General features: G+C 69.5%; 11 protein-coding genes. 8 read left to right on the top strand and 3 right to left on the bottom strand.

What is annotated here, in order from left to right; translation table 11 throughout:
- Positions 1-25 precede the first annotated feature (25 nt).
- The 3 genes from ACTWLT_RS23245 to ACTWLT_RS23235 are packed head-to-tail and all read right to left on the bottom strand — an operon-like array spanning position 26 to position 6,889.
- On the bottom strand, positions 26-4,027 hold the full coding sequence (locus tag ACTWLT_RS23245; RefSeq protein WP_445320215.1) for a PDDEXK-like endonuclease domain-containing protein: 4,002 nt from the start codon (positions 4,025-4,027) through the stop codon (positions 26-28).
- A complete protein-coding gene (locus tag ACTWLT_RS23240; protein ID WP_445320214.1) occupies positions 4,014-4,430 on the bottom strand; it encodes a hypothetical protein in 417 nt (138 codons plus the stop codon). The genes ACTWLT_RS23245 and ACTWLT_RS23240 overlap by 14 nt, the downstream gene beginning before the upstream one ends.
- Complete coding sequence (locus ACTWLT_RS23235) at positions 4,427-6,889, bottom strand: AAA family ATPase (protein ID WP_445320213.1); 2,463 nt, start codon at positions 6,887-6,889, stop codon at positions 4,427-4,429. The genes ACTWLT_RS23240 and ACTWLT_RS23235 overlap by 4 nt, the downstream gene beginning before the upstream one ends.
- A 102-nt stretch (positions 6,890-6,991) precedes the next feature.
- Between ACTWLT_RS23235 and ACTWLT_RS23230 the strand changes: the two genes are divergently transcribed.
- The 8 genes from ACTWLT_RS23230 (at position 6,992) to brxE (ending at position 15,600) form a co-directional block, all read left to right on the top strand.
- On the top strand, positions 6,992-7,792 hold the full coding sequence (locus ACTWLT_RS23230; RefSeq protein WP_445320212.1) for a hypothetical protein: 801 nt from the start codon (positions 6,992-6,994) through the stop codon (positions 7,790-7,792).
- Positions 7,789-8,922, top strand: coding sequence for a hypothetical protein (locus tag ACTWLT_RS23225; RefSeq protein WP_445320211.1), 1,134 nt, complete (start codon positions 7,789-7,791; stop codon positions 8,920-8,922). Before ACTWLT_RS23230 ends, ACTWLT_RS23225 begins: the two co-directional genes overlap by 4 nt.
- Complete coding sequence (locus ACTWLT_RS23220; protein ID WP_445320210.1) at positions 8,919-10,433, top strand: hypothetical protein; 1,515 nt, start codon at positions 8,919-8,921, stop codon at positions 10,431-10,433. Before ACTWLT_RS23225 ends, ACTWLT_RS23220 begins: the two co-directional genes overlap by 4 nt.
- A 61-nt stretch (positions 10,434-10,494) precedes the next feature.
- Entirely contained in the window at positions 10,495-12,834 is a 2,340-nt protein-coding gene (locus ACTWLT_RS23215; RefSeq protein WP_445320209.1) for a GmrSD restriction endonuclease domain-containing protein, read from the top strand.
- A gap of 5 nt (positions 12,835-12,839) precedes the next feature.
- Positions 12,840-14,186, top strand: coding sequence for an AAA domain-containing protein (locus tag ACTWLT_RS23210; protein ID WP_445320208.1), 1,347 nt, complete (start codon positions 12,840-12,842; stop codon positions 14,184-14,186).
- Positions 14,187-14,414: 228 nt separating this feature from the next.
- Entirely contained in the window at positions 14,415-14,579 is a 165-nt protein-coding gene (locus tag ACTWLT_RS23205) for a hypothetical protein (RefSeq protein ID WP_445320207.1), read from the top strand.
- Positions 14,580-14,788: 209 nt separating this feature from the next.
- The gene (locus tag ACTWLT_RS23200; protein WP_445320206.1) at positions 14,789-14,995 is read left to right on the top strand and encodes a helix-turn-helix domain-containing protein; all 207 of its coding nucleotides are present in this window, start codon (positions 14,789-14,791) and stop codon (positions 14,993-14,995) included.
- Positions 14,992-15,600 (top strand): BREX-6 system BrxE protein, encoded by a 609-nt coding sequence (gene brxE, locus ACTWLT_RS23195; RefSeq protein WP_445320205.1) that lies wholly within the window; start codon positions 14,992-14,994, stop codon positions 15,598-15,600. The genes ACTWLT_RS23200 and brxE overlap by 4 nt, the downstream gene beginning before the upstream one ends.
- The last annotated feature ends 11 nt before the right edge of the window (positions 15,601-15,611 follow it).

The raw sequence follows: 15,611 nt of genomic DNA, 5'->3' as shown, positions 1-15,611 counted from the left end.
CCATCTCCGCGCGTCTCACTGACTTCTAGCGAGGTGTCCCACTGTTGCGCACGTCCTGGATCGCGAGCCGAATGGCGGCGTTGATGCGCTGACCCCGGCGGCGGAAGCCCAACTCCTGCATCGCCTCCGTGATGATCTGCTCCTCCGTACGCAGACGCCCGTCGCTATTGATCCACGCCACCAAGCCGGCGAGCTGCCTTCGGCTGTACTCCGTGATGGGGGCGCCCGGGTAGAGCTGGGGCTTCGGCATGCTTCGGATTGGTTCGGTGGGAGACGGTGGGGCACCCTCCGACCGTGGCCGCACGACCGGCCGCTTCACCGAGGCCGGTCGGCTCGCCTCGGCGACGGCTGCGTCGTAGGCCGCCTTCACCCGCGTGACTTCCTGGTCCCGATCCCGGAACCAGGCGGTGGACCAGATGCGATGGAAGCGCCAACCGAGCCGCTCCAGGTGCTCCTGTCGCAGCCGGTCGCGGTCGCGGGCGGTCGGCGACGAGTGGTAGGTGGCCCCGTCCGCCTCGATCGCCAGCACCATTTCGCCCGGTCGATCGGGATGCTGGGCGGCGAAGTCAATCCGGTAGCCACTGGCGCCGTACTGCGCGACGAGTGGAATCCCGGCCGCCGCCAGCCGGTCGCGCACGTCGGCCTCGAACGGATTGAGTGTGGGCGCGGTGCCGACGGCGGACAGCCGCTCGCCCTGGCTCTCGGCGTACTCCAGGTAGCTGCGCAGAAGCTTGGCGCCATGGGCGTTGAGCTTGTTCGGGTCCAGGTCGCGGGCGCTGAACGAGCTGACCACGGTGGCACGCTGCCGCGCCCGGGTCACCGCAACGTTGAGGCGCCGGTGGCCGCCGTTGTTGTTGATCGGTCCGAATCGGTAGAGCATTCGGCCGTCCGGCCCCTTGCCGTAGCCCACGGACAGAATGATCGCGTCCCGTTCGTCGCCCTGTACCCGTTCGATGCTTTTGACGAAGAAGGGCTCCTCGCCCCGCTCCTGAAAGAACTCGTCGAAGCCGCCGCGGTCGATCAACGCACGACGCAGGGCGGCTTCGATCCGCTCGGCGTGCTTGATGCCCATGGTTATGACGCCCAGCGACTCGTCCGGTCGCTTCTCCGCGTGCTCCAGGATCAGCTCAACCACCTGGTCCACCTCGGCGCTCACCCGGTCGCCCGGCCCGTAGCCGACCGGGTTGTTGTCGACCAGGACGTGGGTCAGGCAGCCCTCCGTGGCGGCGCCCGGGAAGGTGATCAGCTCGTTGCCATTCGGCGCGTAGATGTGCAGGTTGGAAAAGGCGATCAGTCGCTCGTCCCGGCTTCGGTAGTGCCAGGCGAGGTGCTTGTTCTGTGACAGCGGGAGCGCGGTGGCGAAGGCCTGGAGCAGTGACTCCACGTCGTCGGTCAGCGCCGTCTCGCCGTCTTCGTCAGCGACGGAGTCGTCGTCGCCACTGTCGAAAAACCGGGTCGGCGGCAGTTGGTGTTCGTCGCCAGCAACCACAATCTGCCGGCCCCGCATGATCGAGGTGATGCCGTCGACGGGCTCGACCTGGCTTGCCTCGTCGAAGATGACGACGTCGAAGAGGCGCTGCGCCGGTAGCACCTGGCTCACCAGTAGCGGGCTCATCGCCCAGCAGGGCTTGACGGCCAGCAGCACCTCCGGTGCTGCCCGGAACAGCTCCCGCACGGGCAGGTGCCGGGCCTTCTTGGCGGCCTCCTTGCGGACGAGCTGTTGCTGCTCCGGGTTGGCGTCGAGCGTCGCGACCAGGTGAGCCGCCGCAGCGCGGCGGATCCGACCAGGGGTCGCTTCGATGTGCTGATGATCGGCCCGCTGGAAGTCGCTCACTGCGGCCGTGAGCAGCTCGGCGTTTAGACCCGCATAACGGGCATCGGTGAGGGCGATGTGATCAAGGATGGAGTGCAGCCAGGCGTACTCCAGCACACGCTCGGCCTCGGTGGCGCCGGCCCGGCGCTCCGCCAGCTCGGCCAGTAGCGCGTTCAGATTCCACTCCAGCAACGCTGCCCGTAACTCGTTGTGCCGGGCGACCCGCTGCAACCCCAACTGGTCGCCGGCCAGGGCGGAGAGCTGTTGCTGAAGCCGCTCTGGAGCGTCGGTGAACGTGGCGGGCAAAACCGCTTCCAGCACTGCCAGGGACCGGTCCAGGTGATCCGCGTTGGCGAGCGCCGCCGGCAGGCAGTCGGCCCCGCGCGGCTGGCTGCCGTTCTGGCAGCATCGCTGCCAACGGTCGCGCTGGTCGGCGACGGCGAGCAGACCGGTGTGTAGTTCTTTGCGGGCAGGCTTGTCTGGGCCGGTCCAGAGGGCGCGGACCTCCTTCAATGCCGCCCGCCGCTCCAGCCAACCGAGCGACACCGTGGTCGACTTCCGGCCGCGCCGGTCGGCCGTGGCGGCGATCCAGCGGTCGAGGTCGCCGGCGAACACCTCCGGCGTGAAGCGGTCCAGCGACCCGGTGACGTCGTGGACGAGGGTGAGCAGGTCCCGCCACGCCGTCCGAGTCTGCGGCGGTCGCAGCCCACAGTCACCGGTCAGCGTGCGCAGCAGTTGTTGCGTTTCGGGGAGAATCTCGTAGGCGGTCTGCCCGGCCGCCGCCATGACCTCTCGGACCGCCGCTGTCGCCGCGACGGTCGTGGCCTGCCACGGGCTGGATGGCATGGACCGGTCGAAGGCGCCAAGACGCGCCAGCTCGCCCACGGCCCGCCAGAGCTGCTCGGCCATGGCCGGGTCCAACCGCTGAAGCATCGGCGCCCGCCAACGGAATGCCGTGCGGGCGCCGGCCCCGAGCGCGATCAGTCGCTCCTGGATTTCGTACGCCGACATGTCCCACGGCGCGTGCCGCCGGTGCAGCATGTGGCCGTGGGCGACGAGCTGCTCCCGCCGGGCGAGTAGTTGCCGGCCGAGGTCCTGCAGTAGCGGCTGCCGCTCGTGGGCGATGCGCTGCAAGCGGCTGCCCAGAGCCTGGGCCAGCTCGCGGCGGCTGGTTCCGCCGCCGTGCAGGTTGATGACGAGGTCGTCCAGGTCGACGGAGGTAAGGCGGTTGAGCACGGCGTCGATGGCGGCCCGCTTCTCGGCGACGAAGAGCGTGGTACGGCCGCGCGCGGCGAGCGCAGCGATGATGTTCGCGATCGTCTGACTCTTGCCGGTGCCCGGGGGACCCTTGATGACGAGATGCTGGCCGGCGACGACCGCGTTGATCGCGTAGCTCTGCGACGAGTCGGCGTCCAGCACCAGGAACTCGTCACCGAGCGGGACGGTGTCCGGAGTCGCGGGAGTGACCGAGACCGGTGAGGCCAGCGAGGTGCCGGCCGCGACGTCGCCGGCGAGCGCGGCGATCACATCGCTGTCGGCCAGCAGCTCGCCGTTCTTCTCGATGTCCTGCACCATTGGCAGCTTCTCGTAGAGGAACGTGCCGATGACCTGCGTCGAGGCGGCGACGAATTCCGGCACCCGCGATGCCGCACGGTTGAGTCGGTTGAGCAGCTCGCTTGGCGCGAAACCGGCTTCGGGCAGCTCGGCCAGTAGCTCTTCCTCGGTGATGGTCACGCCGTAGTCACGGGCCAGCTTGAACAGGAGCACCGGGTTGACGATGGGCGAGGCTTCGACCCGTAGCCGGAAGTCGGTCTCGGTAGCGGTCGTCGCGTCGATCTGCAGCGGGTGCATGATCACCGGTGCGCGGGGTGTGCGGTCCGGCTCACGCCAGCTCGCCATGCCGGTGACGACGTAGCCGGCGTCGAGACCGCGCTCCTCGGAGAGTTCGCGCATCTTGGCCCGAATGTTTCGAAGGCGGCGCTGCGCGTCGGCACGCGATTCCTGAGACGGGAAGAGCTGGCCGAGGGTCTGGGGCTTGCCGGCGAGCAGCCGGATGACCGCCGTCGGGTCGGCGGTGGCCAGGGCTAGCGTGCCGGCCTTCAGGTCGCGGTAGTACAGCAGCCGATTGTTGCCGGAGGTGTCGATCAGCGATTTGGCCCAGCGGTCCGCGGCCGCTGCCACTCGCCGCAGGCGCTCCACGTCAAGCATCCTCATCGACTCCCCGTTGCCGTACGACCTGCTCCGCGGCGAGGTCGGTGATGATTGTCGCCACCATCTCCCGCAGCCGGCGCAGTTCCCCTGCGGTGAGACCCAGCTCGTAGCAGTGGTGGTGCCCGGCGCGGGACAGCGCCGACCAGGTGTATCCGGCCCTTGCGGCGATGTGCCGGCCAGCGTAGCGGTCGAGGATCAGGAACTGTGGTGAGCGGGCGCGCATCGGCAACACCTCGGGGTGGCAGCGCCGCCAGTAGTCGTCCAGGGCGGCCTCGAGCGCGAGTCGAAGCAACCATGCGCAGGCGCGGGGCCAGGCGCCACGGGTGCCGCGTACGACGCTGGACAGCAGTTGATCGGCGGCGTCCAGGCAATTCTGCGGCATCGTCGCCAACGGGCCGGCCGTCATCGCAGGTGCTCCGCGAGTCGGCGTGCGTCCCGGACCAGCACCTCGAGATCGAACGTGCCCGGTCCGTGTACGCCCTGCTTGCAGGCCTGGAAGGCGTCACCGGCCCACCTGCCGAACTGGTTGATCCTCGTGAGCACCTTGCCGCCCTGATGCATGTCGCCGAAGAGCGCCAGTGCGGTCACCTGGTTGAGCGTCAGCGCCTTCTCGATGAGCTCTTCCACCTCACCGTGCCGCTCGCCGCGCGCGATCCGCTCCCGGCGGATTCGGTCGTGGCAGGCGGCCTCCAGGGCCGAACGGCAGAAGCCGGACACCAGGGGATAGCGAGCGTTGTCGGCCAGCTCCTCTGCCTTGAGGATTGAGGTGGCGTCGTTGAGGTACCGCTCGATCGGGTCGCTGTTCTTCCGGATCTCCACCACCGACTCGTCGCGCCGGGTCACTGCCCAGATGGTGGCTTCGATGCGCAGCCGGCGTACCGCCTCGGGCAGCCGGTTGTCGTGGGTGAAAACCACGACCTGGCGGGTCTCCGCCAGGCTGGCGAGCACCTGGGCCAGGCCGTCGACCTTCGACGGGTCCATGCTCTGCACCGGGTCGTCGATGATGAGGAACCGGAACGGGCTGTCGTCGGCGCCGGCGCGGGGCAGGAACACCGACAGGCCGAGGGCTTGGAGCTCGCCCTGGCTCATGACGGCCATCGCGGAGGTGGTGGTGCCGTCGACCCGGGCGGGGAAGGAGATTTTGCGGTGTGTGTTGGTGCCGTCGAGCCGCATCCCGCTCAGCTCGACGTTGCTCTCCTGACGCAGCTCGTCCCAGATCTCCTGCGAGCGCTGGGCGAAGGGTTCGAACCGCTGGTCTCGCAGCTCCGTGATGGCAGTCTTCAGCCAGTCCCGTGCGACGTTGACCCGCTTGAGCTTCGCGTCGTTCTGCACGCCGACTCGCGCCCGATTCAGCCAGTCCTGCAGCGAGACGGCATGCTCACGCCAGGCGTCGTGGCGCTGCCGCAGCCAGGCGCTCGTCTCGTCCTGCAGTTCGGTGAACGCCTCGAGCATCGGCGGGTAGGCGGCCCGGAGGTGCGCGGCGTGCTGGTCGGAGGAGAGCTGGGCTGCGGCCGAGCGCAGCTCGTCGGTTTTCGCGCGGAACCGCTTCACCACATCGGGCTGGTCGAGCGCGTTGGCCAACGCCTCGAGGTCGTCGCTACTGATTCGCCGGTCCAGGTCGAGCAGCCGCGCGGTCCGGGCCTGCGCCTCCTGGAGCCGCCGGTGCCCTTCCTCGACAGCGACGGTTTCGCGCTGGATCTGATGGATGGTGTCGCCGGCGCGAGTGCGCCAGGCGGCGTTGAGGGTGCCACTTCCGCAGACGGGGCAGGGGCGGTCGCCGTGTTCGTCGTGGAAGGTGACCGCCATCCGGAGCAGCTGTGCTGCCTGCTCGGCCGTGCCGGCCCGGGTGGTGGAAAGGTCGGCGACGTGCGCGGTGGCAGCGGTGAGTTCGTCGGCCACCTCGGTGGCGTATGCCGCGTCGGGCAGCGCGACGGCGACCAGGCGGCGGGCCGCGACGGCGACCGGGTCGTTGGTGTCGCTACCGGCGTCGGCGAGCAACTGGTCGAGTGCCTCGAGGTCGGGAGCCCGCTTCGCGAGGAGCGCGACTGCCGCCTGCGCCCGCTGGTCGTCGACGCCAACGAGCGCGGCACGCAGCGCCTCGCGCGCTGTCTTGACGGCCGAGACCTGGTCACTCAGGTCCTTGCGCGTTCGCATCAGCCGCTTGTCGGCGTCGACGATCGGGTCCATGCCGAGGATCGGGGCCATGGCGTCGAAGAGCCCACTGGGCGTGGAGGTGACGAGCCGAGCGAGGTCGTTCGCGGTGAGGAACGGACGGTAGGTATCGATGGGCTGCTGCCACCCCAGTTCCGCGGTGTTCGCGTAGCGGTTCCCGTCATCTGCCAGGACGTGGCCGACCCCCTGGTGTGCCCCGGTGTGGTCATCGCGCCAGGAGCGGCGTACTCGAATGGGTTTCGCGGCTCCTTCGGCCCGGAGCATGACCTCGATCTCGCAGGGGGACCCGCAGTGCAGGTTGCGCCAGCCTTCTTTGAAGACGCTGTTGCGGTCGGCCCAGCGCGCGCTGTCACCGGTGAGGGCGAGCTCGACGGCCTCTGCATAGCTCGACTTGCCGGAGCCGTTTCGGCCGACGACGAGGGTGAGGCCGGCGTGCGGCTGCAACCGGAGGCTCTGCTGTGGACCGACGCCCCGGAAACCGGCGACGGTGATGGACTCCAGGTAGAGCGGGTGGGGACGGGGCCGAGTGGAGGGATCCCGCTCCGGCAGGTCGACGGGCTCTCCGGCGAGGACGGCGGCGAGTTGGTCGTCCCCGGCGTATGCGGCGAGCACAAGGTCTACGACATCGTCGGCGACGTTGTCCTCGGCCAACCGGTCAAAAACCTGGTCAAGTAGGGACTGGTCCGGGGCCATACGGGTCTCCCTTCCAGGCACGACGCTAAGTATTGTTGCGTCAGCAAACAACCCGCTCGCGGGGGATTGCTGGAAAACACTGGAACTTGTACCATGCCTCTCGTGGTCGAGTCCATAGAGAACCTCGAACGCCGGATCGAAGAGCTGCGAGCAGCGGTCCGCCGTGCGGTGATGGCCGGCGACCCTGCCCGAGCCCGGGCGCTGAGGGCTGAGCTGCGAAGTGCGGAACGGGACTGGGAGCAGGCGCTGACGGACCTGGCCGACGAGGCGGAGACGAACATCGAGTCGTCGAAGCCGGAAATGCCGCTGGTGCCGGTACGCGAGCAGGTTCACCACGCGCTCACCCTGCTGTCGGTGCCGGCCGCGCCGAAGCTGATCGCCGAGGTCCACGCCGCGTTCTATGGCGCGAGTGCCACCGGGATCGCGGCGAGCAAGCTCACCCACCTGCGTCGGGACGAGGAGCGGTCCTTCCGGACGGCTCGGCACTCCCGGCCGTACTACCTCTGCTCCGCGCTCACCGCCGAGCACCTGGCCCCGGCCCGTGGTCTGCTCGCCATCTCCACCTGGCCACTGGAGCGGCGCATCATCGGGCCGCTGAGCCTCCGTGTCGACTTTCTGACAGCCGCCATCAACGTGACGGAACGGGCGGCCAGGATGCCTGAGCAGGAGCCGGGCGTTACCCGGCTGCTCTGGCGGTTCGCGAGCACCATCCCGCGAGCAGCCGAACCACACGGGGCGGTAGACACGACGACCATCGTCAAGGCCGCCCAGGCCGAGCTGGACGTGCACGCGGCGGCCGATCAGTCGCAGCGGGAAGCGGCGGCCGAGCGTGCCCGCCGACAGATGGATGAGGCCGAGCAGCTCTTCGGCAGCAAGCTGCGCGTACTCAGGGGGATGGCATGACCAACGTTGGCCAGCGACTCGCCACGATTCGGGGCGGGGGCGTCGCGAGTCGGCACAACGCCCGGACCATCGCCGCCCTGACCACGAACCCGGGCTGCGCTCGCCGGGCGGTGCTCGACTCCGCGGGCGTCGACAAGCAGCGACTGGCCGCCTACGTCGACTACCCGGCCCGCTTCGGCCAGTCACAGTTCGCGATCACCCGCGGCAACGCCTTCGAGGCGCAGGTCAAGGCCAACGGCTGCGCCGAGCTGCTGCGGCTGCTGCGGGAGCGGCTCGACCTCGAGATCCCCGAGGTCTCCTACGACGACCTGGAGTCGGTCGCCGGCCACGATAAGAGCCAGGACCTCCGGTACGCCCGCTCGCGTGCCGTGCTCACCCGGGCCGCCGCGCAGGCCGAAGGGGCCGGGACCCTCTTCGATCACCCGCTGCTGCGGCTTGAGGTCGCCGGCCAGCAGGCCTACCTGGAGCCGGACCTCATCGCGTTTCAGCACGACGGGCAGTTCCACGTCGTGGAGATTAAGTCGTTCGCGGTCATCGACGGACAGGCCGACTCGGGCAAGGTGGCCGGGGCGGCGATCCAGGCGGCCGTCTACGTGCTGGCCATGCGTGAGCTGCTCGGCGAGGCAGGGTTCGACCCGGAGATCGTCTCGCACGATGTCGTGCTGGTCTGCCCGCGAGACTTCTCCAACCAGCCGATGGCGGTCCGGGTCGACGTCCGAAAGCAGCTCGCCGTACTGCGTCGGCAGCTGTCCCGGATGACCCGCATCGACGCGCTGTTGGCCGCGCTGCCGGCCGCCCTCAGCTTCGACTTCGCGCCCGACGGCAACGGGGTGCCCACCCGTTCGCCGGCCTCGCTGGTGGCCGCCCTTGAGGCCGTCGAGGCGCGGTACTCCCCGGAGTGCCTGGCCAGCTGCGAGCTCGCGTACTTCTGCCGGCACGAGGCCCGCGGCTGCACAGCGGCCCTGGGCAAGTCCGCTCGCGAGGAGATGGGCGGCATCGAGCGGGTGGAGACCGCGCTCGCCATCGCGCGCAATCAGCTCGCGCCGGCCGAGGACCAGCAGGAGGCGGCCGAACTGCTGCGCGCCGCCGCGCGGCTGCGGGCCGAGTTGATGAGTCGGGTGGCCGGATGAGCACCCTGACCACGTTGGCGCGGGCCGAGGCCGTGGTGGAGGGCATCGCTCAGCGGATCACCACCGTCCGCCACGTGCACATCGCCGACCGGCCCCTGGTCTTCATCCCGCTGACCATGGCGGGCGAGGCCAACGCGCCGCTCGCCGCGATGGTGGGCGACGACCGAGACAACCCGACGTTGCTGATCGTGCCGCAGCCCCGGAACCGGGACCAGCGGTTCGCGTTCGCCGCCGAGTTGGCGGGGATTCTCGTTCCCTACGTCGACAGCTTCCGCAGTGCCGTCGAAGCGGTGCCGACGAACAGGGGCAAGGACGTCCGTCACCGGTACGCCGACGCGCCACAGCTGCTCGTACCCAACCCCGGCGGCGTCGGCTTCACCCGGCTCTTCGGCCGGTCCACCCGGTTCCGCCGCACCGACGGCGACTACCCCGTGGACCCGTCGGTGCCGCTGCTCGGCCGTTGGCTGACGTACTTCTTCGAGCGCGCCGAGCACCCCGGATCCTCGGCTCTGGTGGCGATGACGCAGGCGCTCTCGATGCACTGGGCCACCGGGCAAAGCCCACTCGAGGACGCGCAGTTGGCCGCACTCCTGGCCTGGATCACGCCCCCGCCGGGCATGACCGGCGCCGACGCGGCCGCCGCTGCCGAGGATCCGGTGACCTGGCCGCCGGCCGGTCCGGCCACCGACCCGACCTTCGACAACGAGGTGCTGGCCCCGGCCATGGCCGCGTACGACCGGGCGGTGGCCACCGACTCGCAGGTAGCTCGGCGTCGCGACGAGCTGGAGGACATCCTGCGCTCGCAGCTCGAGCCGACCTGGCGACAGATGTGGCAGGCCATCTCGCTGCTGCGCGAGCTGCCTGCCGGAGCGCACGTGCCCACACGCTGGGCGGAGGATCGGGACGCCTTCACCAGTTTTACCGCATACCTCGACGAGGGCGGGTTCCCGCAGCCGCGCCGCGACGGGGCGGTCGTCGCGGCCCGGAAGCTGCACCGCATGGAGCGGGCGCTGACCTCGTACGACGTGCAGCGCGCCTACGACGACCCGATTGTGATGGCCGACTACCGGCTCACCGGGGAGGCGTTCGTTGGTGAGGTGACCGCCGCCCACCCGACGCGGATTGACGACAGCGGGAAGCGGCGCGCGCTGCGGCCGTGGATCGCGGTGACCACCGCCGACCCGGTGCTGGTCACCCCAGGCACGACGCTGTTCTCGCCCGAGCAACCCAACGGGCAGAAAGCGCGGGTGATGTCGGTGGCTCAGCGCGACGACGGAACGACCGCGGTCGTGTTGGAGCTGACCGGCGGGATGGGACGCTCGCTCACCCCGGCGCCGGGCACTGTGCCGGAGGTGGGGAAGCGGATCTGCTACACCACGCTCAGTGACTCCTTCATGCCGCCGGGCGCTTTCCCCTCTCGCGAGGAGACGCCGTGGACCCATGGCGGCCCGCCGGCGCCGTACGAGGACAGCGCGCCGACCGCCGAGGACGCCCGCGAAGAGTGGTCGTGACGTTTCGGCCCGCAGCAGCGCTAGCCAATGACCAACCATTCAGATCCGTGGGGGAGCTGAGTTGAGCAAGTTGGGCACCATCCTCGACCAGATTGACTCGGGCACCGTGCTGTTGCCCGAGTTCCAGCGCGGCTACGTATGGAACCGGGATCAGGTACGCGGCCTGATGCGCTCGCTCTACCTCGGCTTCCCCGTCGGCGGGCTGCTGGTGTGGGAGACGGAAGCCGACCATGGCTCGGTCCGGGGCAGCGACCACGTCGGCGGTGGGGTGAAGCAGCTGCTCCTCGACGGGCAGCAGCGGATCACCTCCCTCTACGGGGTGGTCCGCGGCAAGCCGCCGGCGTTCTTCGAGGGTGACCCAGCCGCCTTCACCGGCCTGCGGTTCAACGTCGAGGAGGAGACCTTCGAGTTCTACGCGCCGGCGAAGATGAGGGACGACCCCACCTGGGTCGACGTCACCGAGCTCTTCATCGACGGCATCGAACCGCAGATCGGCAACCTCACGGCGCACCCGGACACCATGCCGCACTTCGCGACCTACATGGGCCGGCTCATCCGGCTGCGCAACATCCTCGAACGCGAATTCCACCAGGAGAAGATCACCGGCGCGGACAAGGGCGTCGACGTGGTCGTCGACATCTTCAACCGGGTCAACTCGGGCGGCACCAAGCTCTCCAAGGGCGACCTGGCACTGGCGAAGATCTGCGCCGACTGGCCCGAGGCCCGCTCGACGATGCGCAAGCACCTGGGCACCTGGTCGACCGCCGGGTTCGAGTTCAACCTCGACTGGCTGCTGCGCAACGTCAACGCGGTAGCGACGGGCCGGGCCCAGTTCGAGTTCCTGGAAGGGGTCGGCTCGACCGACTTCGCGCAGGCGCTGACCTCGAGTGAGCACTACATCAGCGGCTTCCTCGACGTGGTCTCCGGCCGGCTCGGCCTGGACCACGACCGGGTGCTGATGGGTCGCTACGCCTTCCCGGTGGTGTCCCGCTTCCTGCACCTCAACGGCGGCACGTTCACCGACGCCACCCAGCGCGACCGGATGCTCTTCTGGTACATCCACGCCGCGCTGTGGGGACGCTTCGCCGGCTCCACCGAGACGATCCTGACCCAGGACTACGAAACGGTCGCCCGCAGCGGCATCGACGGCCTGATCACCAGCCTGACCCGCTGGCGCGGCGGCAACCTTGTGATCGACGGCCAGGACTTCGAGGGCTTCGGCCGCGGCTCCCGCTTCTACCCCCTGCTCTACCTCCTCACCCGGGTGCTCGGCGCCCGCGACTTCGGCTCCGGCCTGGAGCTCAAGAGCGAGATGCTGGGCTATCTCACCTCGCTGCAGGTGCACCACATCTTCCCCAAGGCGCTGCTCTACAAGCACGGCTACGGCCGGTCCGAGGTCAACGCCGTCGCCAACTTCTCCTTCCTGACCCAGCAGACCAACCTTGCGATCGGCAAGCGGCCGCCGGAGGAGTACTTCGCCGAGACCGAGCAGAAGCACCCGGGCGCGCTCGAATCCCAGTGGATCCCGACCGACCCGCAGCTGTGGCGTCCCGACCGGTACTTGGACTTCCTCGCCGCCCGCCGGGAGCTGCTGGCCAACGCCGCCAACGGGTTCCTCGCCGGCCTCCGGGACGGCAGCAAGCAGGCCGCCGAGCCGCTGCGACCGGTGGTCGTGGTCACCGAGGAAGAGGTCGACGACGTCCGCGCCGGGCAGGTGAAGGCCCTTGTCGAGGAGCTGACCGCCGCGGGCTGCGCCGAGCCCGCCCTCGACAGCGAGATCGCCGATCCCGCCACCGGTCGGTTGCTGGGCGTGGCGGAGGCGTACTGGCCGGACGGGTTGCAGCCCGGCCTGGGCAATCCGGTCGTGTTGGAGCTGGACGCCAACCCGGAGCTGGCCCGGATGGAGGAGCTCGGCTACGAGGTCTTCACCTCGGTCGACGCCCTTCGCGGTTACGTCGCCCGGCGCAACGAGCAGGCGGCCGGACTCGCCGACGCTGAGCCGATCGTCGAGGAGCCGGACGCCGACGCCGAGACGACCAACGGTTCTGAGGATGCGCCGGTCGTACCGGCCCAGGCCGGCGGCGACCAGGGGACGGTCGCGGACTTCGAGCGCGCAATGCGCGGGGTATACGAGACGGCGCGGCGCGAGGCCGGCTACAACGCCACCTACTTCCTCGGCATGGTCGCCGAGCACGGAGGCCTCGCCACCGCTAAGAAGCTGCTCGCCAGCACGGTCGTGTCCGACGGGTTCGCGGCGCTGTGGGAGCGCGGGCGACTCGACCTGACGGTGGAGGCGCTGGTGGCCAAGCCGGAGTACGAGTCGCTGTTCACGCTCGACGAGGTCGACATGGCCCGGCACCGACTGCGGCAGTTTGACTTCGACACCGCGGCACGGCGGTGAGCGCCATGACGACCCTGCTCCTGCCGGACGCGCCAGCGGACCCGCCGTCGGTCCAGGCCGAGCGCGTCATCACCGAGGTGCTGGCCGACCTGCGTTCCGGCCTGCACCGCGGCGTCGTGGTCGACTCGCCGCCCGGGGCCGGCAAGTCGACCCTCGTCGTCCGCGCCGCCGCCGAACTGGCCCGCGCCGGCGAGCCGCTGATCGTGATCGCGCAGACCAACGAGCAGGTCGACGACCTCATCGACCGCCTGGCGCAGAAGGCGCCCGACCTGCACATCGGGCGGCTCTCGGCCACCGACTACACGGCAACCGACCGGATCAAGCAGTACGCCACGGTCCGGGTCGCCGCCAAGGTCGCCGACCTCGGCGGTCCGTCCGTCATCATCGGTACGGCCGCCAAATGGGCCATGGTGTCCGAGGGCTGCTGGCCCTGGGCAATCGTCGACGAGGCGTACCAAATGCGGTCGGACGCCCTGCTGCGCGTGGCCGGACGGTTCGAGCGGGCGCTGTTCGTCGGAGACCCCGGTCAGCTCGACCCGTTCTCCACCGTCGACACCGAGCGGTGGATCGGGCTGACCTGGGACCCGATGCAGTCCGCCGTGGCGGCGCTGCTGCGGCACAACCCCGACCTGCCGGTGCACCGGCTGCCGGTCTCCTGGCGACTGCCTCCCTCGGCGGCGCCGGTGGTGGCCCAGGCGTTCTACCCCTTCACCGGGTTCCAGGCCGGGACGACCGTCAGGGAGCGGTCGCTGTCGTTCACCACGACCGGGTTCGGGCATGGGCCGGTCGATGCAGCCGTGGAGACGGCGGCGGCGACCGGGTGGACGCTGTATGAGCTGCCGGCCCGGCATACGCTGCGGACCGATGCGGAGGCGGCTGCGGCGTGTGCGGCCCTGGCACGGCGGGTGCTAGAGCGGGGAGCGGTTGCGGTGTCGGAGCGCGAGCCGGGTGGCGCGCCGGTTACCGCGGAGCGGATCGCTATCGGGGCCGCGCACCGCGACCAGGTCGCGGCTATCCGGGCGCAGCTCGGCGAGGCCGAAGCGGGCATCACCGTCGACACCGCCAACCGGCTCCAGGGCCGGGAGTACGACGTCACGATCGTCCTGCATCCGTTGTCGGGGCGGCGGGATGCGACGGCGTTCCACCTGGAGTCGGGGCGGCTTTGTGTGCTGACGTCCCGGCACCGGCAGGCCTGCATCGTGGTGGCTCGGGCCGGGATCGCCGAGCTGCTGGACGCTCACCCGTCGACCGAGCCGGTGCACCTCAACGTCCCGGTCAAGTTCCCCGATGGCTGGGAGGCGAACCAAGCCGTGCTGGCACACCTGTCCCGTCGCCGCGTTCCGGCCCGTTGACCGCTGCCCGACTCGTCTGCCGGCCTGAAACACCCGACCGAAGGTTTGATATGACCAGCCCCTCCGTCGCGGATCTAAGCAACGTGATCATCAGTTCACTCTTCTGCCTGCCGGAGCAGTACTTCGAGGTCGGCGAGTACGGCCCGACCTCGAAGCTCCTGCCCGGGCGCCGCCCGAGCGAGTCCTTCATCCCCGTGTCGGTCAGCAAGAAGGGGCGGGGTCCAGTAGGTGTTCGACTTCGATATCACCGGGGAGTGGCGGGAGGCGAACTCGCTGATCAACGGCATTCGGCATGCTGTCGAGCGGTGGCCGGCGAACAACTGGAACGGCGTCACGCCGTACACACGCAAGCTGGTGCTGCTGCACTGGGCCCCCGAGGGCGCAGCGCGATGACTCGGTGCTCTTCTGCCCACGAGAAGACGTCGCGACCGCGACGTTCCTGCCCGACGTCGCCGGAGAAGCCAAGATGTCCTGACCGAGTCTGGCAGAGCCTCGTCGATCTGCGCCGAGCTTCAACGCTCCCTGCTGATCTGATACCTTCTTGCCGCGTCCGACGAGGGCGCGAGCGGGAGTCGCGTCTTACGCCCTGTGGGAGCCGGACAATGCACGAGCATGAGCCCTGGGTATCGGGCGAAGAGGTCGCGAAGCACCTTGGCATCGCCAAGGACACGGTCTACCGCTGGATCGAGTCAAAGTCCCTACCCGCGCACCGGGTGGGCCGGTTGTGGAAGTTCAAGCTCTCGCAGGTCGACGCCTGGATCGAGGCTGGCGGGGCGGCCGAGTCGGACAACGAGAAGGTCGCGCCATGAGCATGTTCGATGTCGAGGATGTCCCGATCCGGAGCGAACGAACACCACATCCGATGTCGGACATTGACACGGCGCTTACCTCGCAGCTCGTGGTGGCGTGGGCCGGCGAGACCGGAGAAGACCGCCGGCTTGGTTGGTGGCGCTCCGATCTGATTTCTGAGTACGGCGGCGAGGATCTGTTCCGCCGGCTGTTGCCCGGCACGTGGCGCTGGGCCGTGCTTCAGGGGGCGAGGGAGGCTGCCCGACGGAAGGACGCGGAGTTGCGGCGCCAGGACCACGACCCAGACCGAATCGTCTCACTCTACAGTCTGGGCTTCGAGCTGGACGAGCGAATCGACGAGCGTTTTCAGGATTTGAAGCGCTCGGGCCGCGCACCGGACGAGGTGCTACCGGGCCTGGCGATTGTCAGTGACGGCTGGTGCCGGGATCAGTTCTGGGACTGGGTCATCGGACATGGTGAGGCTGATGCGGTGGCTTCACCGATCGGACGGCGATTCAAGGGGAGCCCTCCGATCGCTTTGGATCTACGTGTGCGGAAGCTCGTCGCGGGGCTTGCCCCATCGGCCGATACCTACCCGCTTCCCCACTACATGAGAGCATCATGACGGGCTGCCAA

The sequence above is a fragment of the Micromonospora yongxingensis genome (assembly GCF_052601155.1).
The sequence above is the reverse complement of the archived record's forward strand: the minus strand, read 5'-3'. Positions and strand labels throughout refer to the sequence as shown.

What these genes read in the sequence shown, in the direction of transcription:
- ACTWLT_RS23245 (WP_445320215.1), bottom strand. Translation starts at nt 4,027, where the DNA reads ATGAGGATGCTTGACGTGGAGCGCCTGCGGCGAGTGGCAGCGGCCGCG.
- ACTWLT_RS23240 (WP_445320214.1), bottom strand. Translation starts at nt 4,430, where the DNA reads ATGACGGCCGGCCCGTTGGCGACGATGCCGCAGAATTGCCTGGACGCC.
- ACTWLT_RS23235 (WP_445320213.1), bottom strand. Translation starts at nt 6,889, where the DNA reads ATGGCCCCGGACCAGTCCCTACTTGACCAGGTTTTTGACCGGTTGGCC.
- ACTWLT_RS23225 (WP_445320211.1), top strand. Translation starts at nt 7,789, where the DNA reads ATGACCAACGTTGGCCAGCGACTCGCCACGATTCGGGGCGGGGGCGTC.
- ACTWLT_RS23220 (WP_445320210.1), top strand. Translation starts at nt 8,919, where the DNA reads ATGAGCACCCTGACCACGTTGGCGCGGGCCGAGGCCGTGGTGGAGGGC.
- ACTWLT_RS23210 (WP_445320208.1), top strand. Translation starts at nt 12,840, where the DNA reads ATGACGACCCTGCTCCTGCCGGACGCGCCAGCGGACCCGCCGTCGGTC.
- ACTWLT_RS23200 (WP_445320206.1), top strand. Translation starts at nt 14,789, where the DNA reads ATGCACGAGCATGAGCCCTGGGTATCGGGCGAAGAGGTCGCGAAGCAC.
- brxE (WP_445320205.1), top strand. Translation starts at nt 14,992, where the DNA reads ATGAGCATGTTCGATGTCGAGGATGTCCCGATCCGGAGCGAACGAACA.